The sequence below is a fragment of the Streptomyces sp. NPDC050485 genome (assembly GCF_044458185.1).
In the GTDB taxonomy this organism is placed as follows: Bacteria; Actinomycetota; Actinomycetes; order Streptomycetales; family Streptomycetaceae; genus Streptomyces.
Map to the genome: position 1 here is coordinate 1 of NZ_JBITHR010000063.1, position 9,620 is coordinate 9,620.

The following is a 9,620-nucleotide window of genomic DNA, read 5'->3' on the forward strand; positions in this document are numbered from 1 at the left end:
ATCAGCCACGTACAACGCCAACGTCGCCCGGACACGGTTCACTTCATGTGCGTCCACACTCCCAACATGCTCGCGATCAGGACTAATAGGAAGACCTAACGGAGTCCTAATAGAGCCGGCGTAGAGGTAACTCTCGAAGATCTCCTGCGGCGTTCGGGACACGGGGGCCTCCCTGGATTGGGACACGGAGGGCCCCATCATCACAGAGACGCCTTACAGGAAGGGGGTTTCCGTGAACGATCGCGTTCCGCAGAAGCGGGAGCCTTCGGCACTTCGGGAATCCGGCCATCTCCGCTATGGCCAGTTGCCGTCGAACACCTGGACAAGGAGCCGACGTTGACCGGATGAGCGGGCAGTGGCCGCTTCTGTTTCCCCGGGGGCGTCGTGGCCGGATCTCCCCCTGTCGTCCTCTCGGGCCGCCCTGCCAGGGGGTGGCCTTCGTCTTCGAGCCGAGAGGAACGACCACCATGAGTGAGCGCCCCACGCACTCCGCCCGCAGCCCCAAGAGGTGCCCGGACCCGGATCCGAACCTGCTCCCCCAGGAAGTGGCCCGGGAACTGCATGTCTGCATGGGCCTCAACTCCTGCGCCGGGCTCGACTCGTCGGGCCAGGCCCCCATGGCGGGCATGGGCACCTGCGCGACCGTCCTCCACGTCTGCCCACGGCGAAGGCGCCTGCCGGGGCCAGGGCGGCTGCGGCTACGCGGGCACGGACTACGAGCAGTTCCACCCGGGCGAGCAGGACTGCCGTTACAACGGCAGCTGTGCCAGCCCGATCAACGAGAGCCGGGTCTTCTCGGCCGGCCCGCTGAAGGGCAAGAGCGTGTGGAAGCAGGCTCGCCGACTCTTCGAGGCGCGGATGTACGCGGCGGGCAAGTCGTTCGGCCGAGCCCCGGGCGAGGGCGTCGAGGACGACCGGATGCCGCACTACGACTACATGTCGCAGCCGCCGTGAGCGAGGCACGGCTGGGCCTGCCGCACCTCGGCCTCGGGTCGGGCTGCGGACGCCGCACCTCCCGTACATCCGCCGGCACCGGCCGGACGTCGGCTTCTTCGAGATCATCTCCGAGAACTTCCTGGACACCCGCGGCGGCAGACGGCACGCCCTGGCGGAGATCGCCGAACGGTACCCGGTCGTCCTGCACGGGGTCTCGCTGTCCATCGGGAGCACGGACCCCCTGGACTTCGGCTACCTGCGCCGGCTGAAGCGGCTGGCCGACGAGGTACGGGCCCCTGGGTCTCGGACCACGTGTGCTGGACGGGCGTGCTGGGCGTGCACACCCACGACCTGCTGCCGCTGCCGTTCACCGAGGAGAGCCTGGACCACGTCGTGCGCCGCGTGCGCGTCGTCCAGGACGTGCTGGAGCGCCAGCTGATCCTGGAGAACCCCAGCAGCTACGTAGCGTTCCGCGCCTCCACGCTCGCCGAGTGGGAGTTCCTCGGGCGGATGGCGGAGGAGGCGGACTGCGGGCCGCCCCGGCGGGGGCTCCCGTGGCTGACACCACCTCGCTGGCCGCCGTGCAGCGCTGGATGCAGTCGGTGATCCTGCACCCGACGGGCGAGGACCCCGGCCATACGATCACCGCGTCCAGTCGGCTGTCGGCCCGCGAGCGGCTACTCGTCCACCAACACGGCTACCGGCTGCGGCTGCGGCTGCTGGAGTGCATGCCCACCCTGCACCCCGGGTCGGTGCACCTGCTTGGGCAGGAGATCTTCGACGGTTTCGCGTAGGACCACCTGGACGCGCACCCCTCCCGCTCCCCCACCCTGGCCGGGCTCAGCACCGGTTTCGCCGGCCACCTGGCCCGTACGCGGCCGGACTCCGGGCCCGGCGCGGAGCGCGAGGCGTGGATCGACCTGCTGATCGACCTCATCCGCTTCGAGCGGGCTTTCACCGAGGTCCTGGACCCGCCCGGCACCGAGGACGACACGGCCCCGGCGCCGCCCCTGCGGCTGCTACGGGTCTGCGCGCCCGTCCACGCGTACTTGGCCGCAGTGCACCTGGGCGAGTACCGGTTGGGGAATGGAGTATTTCGACTGCAGGAAGGCAAGGACGGGGACGGCTGCCGCGCGTCGAGGTGCGGCAGAATCGCCTGAACTTGGCTGTCAGCACCGCCCGTTGTCCTTCCGATCCACTCACGTCAAACGACGAACCACCGAGCGGGAAGCCACGAGTTGAAGATCTGCACGCCTGGAGTGGCCTATGTGTGGATGTTCATGTTCTGGGTGCCGAGGACGGACAGGAGTTGCAGGGCTTGGTCGGAGGGGGAGCCGGGTTCGGCGGTGAAGATGACCACGTGCTGGTCCTGGTCCGGGACGACAAGGACATCGCAGTTCAGTGTGATCGGTCCGACCACCGGGTGGTGGATCGTCTTGTGAAGGTGGCGGGCCGTGAGCACGTGATGTGAGGCCCACAGGCGAGCCAACTCGTCGCTGCCACTCACCAGTTGGTCAACGAGAGCGTGGATCCCCGGGTCGTCGGGGCAGCGGGCCGCTGTGGCGCGCAGGTGGCCGACTGCGAACAGACCCGAACACCCCCTCGCCGACGGGCTGTAATGCCGCTGTGCCGGGTCGGAGTGCAGGAAGTGGCGCCGGATGAGATTGCGCTCGCGGAGTGCCAGCGTGGAGAAGTCTTCCAGGAGCGCGGCGGTCAGGGCGTTCCAGGCGATCACTTCGTACGTCGCGTCGAGCACGATCGCAGCAGCCTGTGGCAGGCGGTCGATCAGGTCCAGAATGCTCTGCCGCACCTCGCGGGGCGGGCCGGGCTGCGGGCCGGGGGGGCGCACCCGCGAGGTGGTAGAGATGCTCGCGTTCCGCGTCGGACAGGCGCAGAGCACGCACGATGCCCGCCAGCACGCGCCGCGAGGGGTGCGGACCGCGGGCCTGTTCCAGGCGGGTGTAGTACTCCGTCGAGATGTGAGCGAGCTGGGCGACCTCCTCCCCGCGCAGACCGGGCGTACGCCGTCGTGGTCCGGCCGGTAGTCCCACGTGCGAGGGCTGCAGCCGTTCGCGCCTGCTGCGCAGGAAGGCCGCCAGTTCACGTTTGTCCACACCTCTCCGTGTCCCGCTGTCCACACGTGCCAGCCAGGTACCGGCAGTGCCTGGCTGGCGCGGAGGAACTGCCACAGGCTGCGGGCATGAGCAATGCAACGACACTGAACAGCGGCCCGGACCGCGTTCCTTGCGGGCTCCTGGCGGACAAGGTCGCATTGATCACCGGCGCCGGACGAGGCATCGGCGCGGTCGCGGCGCGGCTGTTCGCCCGGAAAGGCGCCATGGTCGTACTGGCTTCGCGGACCGAATCCGAACCGGGCGACGTGGCTGAGGAGATCCGCGATGCCGGCGGCACCGCCAGCTACGTGGTGACCGGCTCGGCCGACGCCGTGAGCGTCCAGAACGCGGTCGACGCAGCAGTGAAGCGCCATGAACGGCTGGACGTCGCCTTCAACAACGCCGGAATCGTCATTCCCCCAAGCGTCCCTCGCCGATGTGCCCGAAGGCGACTTCGACGTCGTCACCTCGATCAACTACAAAAGCGTCTGGCTGGCAGTGGCGGCTGAGGTCCAGCCAATGCGCCGGTTGTCCGGGACTGGCGCGATCGTCAACAACAGCAGCGTTGGCAGCCTGGTGGGCAATCCGGGGCTGGGGCCCTACTCCGCCGCCAAGCGGGCGGTCAACAGCCTCACCGAGACCGCCGCCGCCGAATACGGGCCGGAAGGCATCCGCATCAACGCCATCGCTCCCGGCACGACCATGACCGCCATGATGCGGCAGTGGGCCATGCGGGAGCCCGTCATCGTCGAGCAGCTCAACGCCCGCACCCCCTTGCGACGTGCCGCCGACCCCGCCGAAGTCGCCGAAGCGGCCGCCTGATTGCTGAGCGACCGCGCCTCATACATCACCGGAGCGATCCTGCCCGTCGACGGAGGCATCACCGCGTAAGACGCACCTACGTAATAGCGTCCCTCCCCTCGCAGCGTGAACAGTGTGACTGCCGAGGAAGTCGGGTCATGTCAGAGAAATCCGGCAACCCCCAGCACACGGCGCATGCGTCCGCTCCAGCATCTCTCTTGTCCCCACCCTCAGCCAGTCACCTTCGCGTCCCAACTCCTCAGTGCCCGGACCCCAGCCATTCCGGAGGCACACGCGACAGCCAATTACCTCACCGCCCCGCTCCGGGCCTTCGCCCCCCGCAGGCTCCTCCAACCATCACCAGAACGTGCTGTATCCGATGAGAACCGCAGGGGCACCTCGGTGTCGGATGTGGGGGCAGTCTGCCGGAGGGGTCGCGATGCTTGGTGATGCGCCGTCACGTTGGCCGCATGATCGCCCGGGCCGTGCGGGCGGCTTTCTCCTCCGTGTCTGTGAGGGCTCCGCTTCCCACTCCGAACAGGCCCTGGCGGAGGAATACGGCGAGGCCGTGCGCGGCACCGGCAACGCGGAGCAGCAGGTCGTACGCGTCGTCATCGTCCGGACTCAGCCGGCGGGCGAGGGGCAGCAGGAGGTCGGCCACCTCGTCGCCGGCCGAAGCCAGCTCGGCGAACCGGGACTTGTCGAGGCCCGCGTGGAAGGTGATGTCGAAGAGGGCCGGTTCCTCGGCCGCGAAGCGGACGTAGGCGGCCGCGAACAAGGCCAGTTGTTCCGTGGGGTCCTCGCTGCCGGCCATGGCTGTGGCGAAGCGTTTGCGCTGCTCGCGGTAACCCCGTGTGGCGAGTTCGGCGAGCAGGGTCTCGCGGTCGGTGAAGTGCTTGTACGGCGCCGCGACGCTCACTCCCGCCCGGCGGCTCGTCTCGGCCAGGGTGAAGCCGTGCGGGCCACGCTCGGTTACCAGTTCGAGGGCGGCTCGCAGCAGGGCGTTGCGCAGGTCCCCGTGGTGATGGCCGGTGGGGCGCCTCTTGACGGGAGAGCTCATGCGGCTAAGGTTAACATCACTTACCAGGTAATAGGCATTAACCATGGGAGCTGCCATGCCCGCCGCCCGGTTCCACCACGTCAGCCTGTCGGTCGCCGACCTCGCAGCCCAGGAGGCCTGGTACGGCGGCGCTCTCGGCCTCACGCACGTGGACGAGCGCCTGGAGCTGCCCGAGGCGGGCGTCCGCACCGTGGTCCTGAGCAGTGCGGACGGCATGCGGGTGGAGTTCGTCCAGCGGCCCGGTTCGAGCCCTGCCGCATACTCCGATCCCTTCGCCGCCACCGCCGTGCAGACCTTCACCCACCTCGCTCTGCAAGTCCCCGACCTGGACGCCGCGTTCGCCCGCCTGACCGGTGAATGCGGCGCCGCCCCGGTGTCGCCGCCCGCCCCCGGGGTGACCCAGGGCATGCGGTACGCCTACGTCGCCGATCCGGAGGGCAATCTCCTCGAACTGATCGAGGTGCCAGGCGCTTGACCCGACCGGCCAGCGCCTCAGGCGCCGCTCCCCTCGCAAGGCTTGCCCGGCACAGTCGTAACCAATACTGCTACTTCATGGCCGGAGGCGAGGTGAGGACATGAGCGCCAACAGCAGACTGACTGTCGCCGCGCACGCCCTGACCTGGATCGGGCTGTACCAGCGCCGCGGCCACGAAGTCGCCACCTCCGAACAGACCGCGACGAGCGTCAACACGAATCCCGTGGTGATCCGTCGCCTGCTGGCCCAGCTGCGCACGGCCGGACTGACCGACTCACGCAGGGCGCCGACGCCGGCTGGATGCTGCCGCGGGACCTGTCGGCGATCACCCTGCTCGACATCTACGAGGCGGTGGAGCCGGGGCCGATCTTCGCCCTGCACCGCGCCACACCCGACCCCGAGTGCGTTGTGGGCCACGGCATCGGGCCGGACATGGCCGCCGTCTACGACGGGGTCGAAGCCGCCCTCCGCAAGGAGCTGGCGAAGACCACACTCGAGGACGTGCTGCAAGACCTGCTGCAAGCCACCTGGCGTCGCCCGCCGACCTCTCCGCTTGCGGCACAGCGCTTCCCGTGCCCAAAAATGTAACAAACATGGTTATGTCAAGGATGATCCGGGAGAATCTCATTGGGACAGCGGGCGGGCGGTCAGCCGGCGTCTGCGAGCAGTTCCTCCGAGAGGGCCCACAGGCGCCGGGCACCCGCCGGGTCGACGGCGTAACGGGCCACTCCGTGAAGGGTGCCGGTGCGGCGGTCGACGGTCTCGGTCTCGTTGCAGTCGGCGAAGTAGCGGCCACCGATGCCTTCCAGCACGGGCGAGGTGGCGAGGAGTACGGAGGTGGCGGCGCCCTGCTCGACCGTCTTGATGAACTCGGCCGGGACCTTGCCGCTGCCGCGGCCGCCGGTGTGGCGCTGGAGGTTGGTGTAAATGGCTCCGGGCATCAGGGCGTTGGCGGTGATGTTGTCGTCGGCCCAGCGGCGGGTGGCCTCCACGGCGAAGAGGATGTTGGCGGTCTTGGACTGGCCGTAGGCGAGCCACGGGTCGTAGCGGCGGAAGGCGAAGTGGACGTCGTCCCACACGACCGGCGACTGCTGGTGACCAGTGGAGCTGACGACGACGATGCGGGCGGCGCCGTCGGCGGCGAGCGCGTCGTGCAGGCCGGCGGCGAGGGCGAAGTGGCCCAGGGGATTGGTGGCGAACTGCCACTCCCATCCTTGTTCGGTGTACTGCTCGGGGCAGGCCATGACGCCGGCGTTGTTCACCAGGATGTGCAGCGGGCCCTGCCAGACCGTCTCGGCCGCTCTGCGGGCCGCGGCCCTCGAAACCGACACCGTCCCGGATCCGTGACACACGACCATCGGTCAAGCAGCTCGTGACCTGGTGCTCGGGGACTTCCCCGCTCTTGTGACCGAGCCACCGGCCGGTGAGGAAATGACACGAGTCCGAGACCGAGGAACCGCCGCGCCGGCTGAGACCGGCCGCCAAAAGGGCGCTCAGAACCGGACCACCAGCCTACGATCGCCCCGCCCGCCCAGCACTCGGGACAGCCCCTGGAGTCGAATACCCGCAGCGGAGACAGCCGGGCGCAGGCAGAGGAGCGCCTGAGCAGCATGGTTGCCGGGTGTCAGGTGTCGGTTTCCGGGTGTCGGTCAGGGTGTGGCCCAGGAGCGCAGGCTGGCGGCTGTGGCTCGGAGGGTGAGGGTGCCGGTGCGGACTTTCTGGACGAGGTCGGGCATGGCGCCGGCGGGGGGTTTGGCGGGTTCTCCGGACTGGTGGAGGTAGCGCAGGGCGAGGGCTGATCCGACGAGGCCGTTGTAGTCGGTCAGGGGCCGGGTGGTGACGAACATCTGGAGCAGGACGGCGGCTCTGACCGGGGCTTCGATGTAGAAGGGCTCGCCTGCGTGGAGTTCGTAGGCGTGGCGGTAGACGGCGGTCGCGAGCGCGCCCCAGTCGTCGATGCCGATCTCGCGGCCTGTTCGTTGTTCGAAGTCCTGCAGGGCGTCTTCGATCCAGCGGGCGTCGATCCGCAGGAACATCAACGGCTTCCGGTGTCGAAGGATTCCTCGAACTCGCCGAGCAGGTCGATCATGTCGTCGGTGAGTCCGGCGACGAAGGCGTCGCGGGCGGGGTCGACGTCGCTCTCGATAAGTCCGGAGACGTAGGCCTGCATCGTGACTCCTCTGCGCTGGACGCGTTCGGCGAGGAGTTCGTGGGTGCGGGCGCGGACTCGGACGTTCAGCTGCTTCTCGTCGGCTGCCATACCCCGATGCTAGCAATTGCTAGAATACCTTGGCCAGGAGGCGCCTTACCTCTTGTTCACACACACGTTCGCCGTTACTGAATAGGGCGCGCATGTTTCAGGACGGCTTCGGCGCCGGCCAGGCTCCTGCGGGCGCCGGAGATGCCGAGCCGGTCGGCGATAAGATGCCGGCACGCACTTTCGATCACCCCGGTGGACAACGTCGTCAACTGCACCCGATCCCGTACGTCGGCCTGGTTTCGTCCGGGTCACGCACCCCTTCCACCCGTGGCACGGCCGGGAGTTCGCGTTCCTTGACCGCCACCACGCCTGGGACATGGACCGGGTCACGGTGAGCGGGGAGAGCGGGCAGGTGGTCTCGCTTCCTGCGGCGTGGACCGATGTCGACCCGGTCGATCCGTTCGTGGCGATGGCGGCCGGACGGTGTCCGTTCCGCCTGGAGGACCTGCTGGCTGTCGCGGATCTCCTCGACGTGCTCAAGGCCAAGAGCGTCGGCGGGTTGCTGCCGTGAGTGTCGGGCAGTTCACGCCGTCACTGTTCGCGATTGGGCGGTGAGACATGGAGCAAATCACCAACGTGTGCGCCTGGCCTGCGGATTCACTTCCGTGCGCCCCTTGAACGGCCTTGTCTGGGGCCGGTGTCGGCGCGAATGTGGTGACAAGACATCCGACGGGGAGGTGGCCCGGTGGCAACGGCGGCAGCGGTAGACCCGAAGATGGCGGCGCTGGTGGCGACCAGGTCGTTGAACCCGCACCCGGAGAAGGTCACCGACGCGGTGTTCCTGGCGTCCGCGTTCTGTGATCCACGGGATGTGGTGCAGGTCAAGTACGAGATGGTGCGCCGAGCACGGGTCGACAGGGTTCCGGTGACCGAGGCGGCCCGGGCGTTCGGCTACTGCCGCCAGGCGTTCTACGAAGTCGCCGCTGCCCTGGACGCCGGCGGTCCGGCCGCGCTGGCGGCGGGCAGGCCCGGGCCGAAGGGCCCGCGCAAGCTGACCGATCAGGTCATGGACGTGGTCGAGGGCTGGGTGGCGGCCGATCCGGTGCCGACATCCGCCGACCTGGCCGCCCGGGTCGAGTCGGTGTTCGGGTTCTCCATCCATCGGCGGTCCGTCGAGCGCGCGCTGACCCGCAGGCAGAGGATCCGGGCCGCTACGGAACCCAAAAGTGGATCCTGACCCGGGGCGTGATGACGCTGACGGCATCGATCAGTACGAGCAGCTGCGGCAGGACGCCGCCCGGGGTGGTCGGGCCCGCGGCCTGGCAGTGCTGACGGCCAAGGGCATGGCGGCGTTCCTCGCGATGGCCCGTGCCATGGCCCCGCGGCCGCGCCGGCTGGCAGGGCCGGCCCAACCGATGGTGCTGGCCGCCCCGTTGGAGCGGGACATCGTCCGCATCTGGGCGTCGATGGTGCTCGCGCACGCTCCCTGACCGGGGCACGGGATGGGATGGAGGAGTTGGTGATGGACGACCCCAGGTTCGGCCCGGCGGTGAAGGTGACAGCGGAGCGACTGTCCAAGGACGCGTATCTGTATGTGCGTCAATCGACCCTCAAGCAGGTGCTCAGCAACACCGAGTCGACCATGCGCCAGTACGCCCTCAAGGGCCGGGCGGTTGCACTGGGCTGGCCCCTGGATCGCATCATCGTGATCGATACCGACCAGGGACAGTCGGGAGCGTCGGCCGTCGATCGGGAGGGGTTCCAGCGTCTGGTGGCCGAGGTGAGCATGGGCCGGGCCGGAATCGTCCTGGGTCTGGAGGTCTCCCGGCTGGCGCGCAACAACAGCGACTGGCACCGGTTACTCGAGATATGCGGCCTGACCGGCACGCTGATCATGGACGAGGACGGCCTCTACGACCCCTGCGATTTTAATGATCGACTCGTGCGCCACGAAGTTCTGTGTGACCGAGTGGAGGTGAAAGACCACCACCGCCGGGCCGTCGCAGCGGCCCGGTAGAAGCTGGGGGCAGACCG

General features: G+C 68.7%; 9 protein-coding genes and 6 pseudogenes. 10 read left to right on the forward strand and 5 right to left on the reverse strand.

The genetic code is table 11. From position 1 onward, the window contains the following. Nucleotides 1-561 precede the first annotated feature (561 nt). The 3 genes and pseudogenes from ACIBK6_RS42020 to ACIBK6_RS42030 all read left to right on the forward strand — a co-directional run bounded on the left by ACIBK6_RS42020 (nucleotide 562) and on the right by ACIBK6_RS42030 (nucleotide 1,730). Nucleotides 562-954, forward strand: a complete 393-nt coding sequence (locus ACIBK6_RS42020; RefSeq protein WP_399058719.1) for a hypothetical protein — start codon at nucleotides 562-564, stop codon at nucleotides 952-954. 67 nt (nucleotides 955-1,021) lie between these two features. Beyond that, nucleotides 1,022-1,542 (forward strand): annotated as a pseudogene (locus ACIBK6_RS42025) (DUF692 family multinuclear iron-containing protein). After that, a complete protein-coding gene (locus tag ACIBK6_RS42030; RefSeq protein WP_399058721.1) occupies nucleotides 1,491-1,730 on the forward strand; it encodes a hypothetical protein in 240 nt (79 codons plus the stop codon). Before ACIBK6_RS42025 ends, ACIBK6_RS42030 begins: the two are co-directional and overlap by 52 nt. Nucleotides 1,731-2,200: 470 nt before the next feature. On the opposite strand, the pseudogene ACIBK6_RS42035 reads toward ACIBK6_RS42030, so the two are convergent. After that, nucleotides 2,201-3,050, reverse strand: a pseudogene (locus ACIBK6_RS42035) (helix-turn-helix transcriptional regulator). 86 nt (nucleotides 3,051-3,136) lie between these two features. Here ACIBK6_RS42035 and ACIBK6_RS42040 point away from each other — a divergent pair. Next, nucleotides 3,137-3,941 (forward strand): annotated as a pseudogene (locus ACIBK6_RS42040) (SDR family NAD(P)-dependent oxidoreductase). Nucleotides 3,942-4,308: 367 nt separating this feature from the next. Here the strand turns inward: ACIBK6_RS42040 and ACIBK6_RS42045 are convergent. Beyond that, a complete protein-coding gene (locus ACIBK6_RS42045) occupies nucleotides 4,309-4,911 on the reverse strand; it encodes a TetR/AcrR family transcriptional regulator (RefSeq protein WP_399058723.1) in 603 nt (200 codons plus the stop codon). A gap of 43 nt (nucleotides 4,912-4,954) precedes the next feature. On the opposite strand from ACIBK6_RS42045, the gene ACIBK6_RS42050 reads away from it, so the two are divergent. Beyond that, a complete protein-coding gene (locus ACIBK6_RS42050; RefSeq protein WP_399058725.1) occupies nucleotides 4,955-5,386 on the forward strand; it encodes a VOC family protein in 432 nt (143 codons plus the stop codon). Between the two features lie 100 nt (nucleotides 5,387-5,486). Next, nucleotides 5,487-5,974 (forward strand): annotated as a pseudogene (locus ACIBK6_RS42055) (Rrf2 family transcriptional regulator). 59 nt (nucleotides 5,975-6,033) lie between these two features. Here the strand turns inward: ACIBK6_RS42055 and ACIBK6_RS42060 are convergent. The 3 genes and pseudogenes from ACIBK6_RS42060 to ACIBK6_RS42070 all read right to left on the reverse strand — a co-directional run. After that, nucleotides 6,034-6,699: pseudogene (locus ACIBK6_RS42060) on the reverse strand (SDR family NAD(P)-dependent oxidoreductase); the annotation flags it as partial. 336 nt (nucleotides 6,700-7,035) lie between these two features. Continuing rightward, the gene (locus ACIBK6_RS42065; protein ID WP_399058727.1) at nucleotides 7,036-7,422 is read right to left on the reverse strand and encodes a hypothetical protein; all 387 of its coding nucleotides are present in this window, start codon (nucleotides 7,420-7,422) and stop codon (nucleotides 7,036-7,038) included. Further along, complete coding sequence (locus tag ACIBK6_RS42070) at nucleotides 7,422-7,646, reverse strand: hypothetical protein (protein ID WP_399058729.1); 225 nt, start codon at nucleotides 7,644-7,646, stop codon at nucleotides 7,422-7,424. The genes ACIBK6_RS42065 and ACIBK6_RS42070 overlap by 1 nt, the downstream gene beginning before the upstream one ends. Before the next feature lie 259 nt (nucleotides 7,647-7,905). Here ACIBK6_RS42070 and ACIBK6_RS42075 point away from each other — a divergent pair. The 4 genes and pseudogenes from ACIBK6_RS42075 to ACIBK6_RS42090 all read left to right on the forward strand — a co-directional run. Continuing rightward, nucleotides 7,906-8,157, forward strand: a pseudogene (locus tag ACIBK6_RS42075) (DUF5372 family protein); the annotation flags it as partial. A gap of 174 nt (nucleotides 8,158-8,331) precedes the next feature. Then, nucleotides 8,332-8,823 carry a helix-turn-helix domain-containing protein gene (locus ACIBK6_RS42080; RefSeq protein WP_399058731.1) on the forward strand — a complete coding sequence of 164 codons (492 nt, stop codon included), beginning with the start codon at nucleotides 8,332-8,334 and terminating at the stop codon, nucleotides 8,821-8,823. Continuing rightward, nucleotides 8,813-9,076, forward strand: coding sequence for a hypothetical protein (locus tag ACIBK6_RS42085; RefSeq protein ID WP_399058733.1), 264 nt, complete (start codon nucleotides 8,813-8,815; stop codon nucleotides 9,074-9,076). The genes ACIBK6_RS42080 and ACIBK6_RS42085 overlap by 11 nt, the downstream gene beginning before the upstream one ends. 32 nt (nucleotides 9,077-9,108) lie before the next feature. After that, nucleotides 9,109-9,603 carry a recombinase family protein gene (locus ACIBK6_RS42090; RefSeq protein ID WP_399058735.1) on the forward strand — a complete coding sequence of 165 codons (495 nt, stop codon included), beginning with the start codon at nucleotides 9,109-9,111 and terminating at the stop codon, nucleotides 9,601-9,603. Nucleotides 9,604-9,620 lie beyond the last annotated feature (17 nt).

Bases quoted from the DNA above. Each gene is read 5' to 3' on its own strand.
- ACIBK6_RS42020 (WP_399058719.1), top strand. From the start codon at position 562: ATGTCTGCATGGGCCTCAACTCCTGCGCCGGGCTCGACTCGTCGGGCC.
- ACIBK6_RS42045 (WP_399058723.1), bottom strand. From the start codon at position 4,911: ATGAGCTCTCCCGTCAAGAGGCGCCCCACCGGCCATCACCACGGGGAC.
- ACIBK6_RS42050 (WP_399058725.1), top strand. From the start codon at position 4,955: ATGGGAGCTGCCATGCCCGCCGCCCGGTTCCACCACGTCAGCCTGTCG.
- ACIBK6_RS42065 (WP_399058727.1), bottom strand. From the start codon at position 7,422: ATGTTCCTGCGGATCGACGCCCGCTGGATCGAAGACGCCCTGCAGGAC.
- ACIBK6_RS42070 (WP_399058729.1), bottom strand. From the start codon at position 7,646: ATGGCAGCCGACGAGAAGCAGCTGAACGTCCGAGTCCGCGCCCGCACC.
- ACIBK6_RS42090 (WP_399058735.1), top strand. From the start codon at position 9,109: ATGGACGACCCCAGGTTCGGCCCGGCGGTGAAGGTGACAGCGGAGCGA.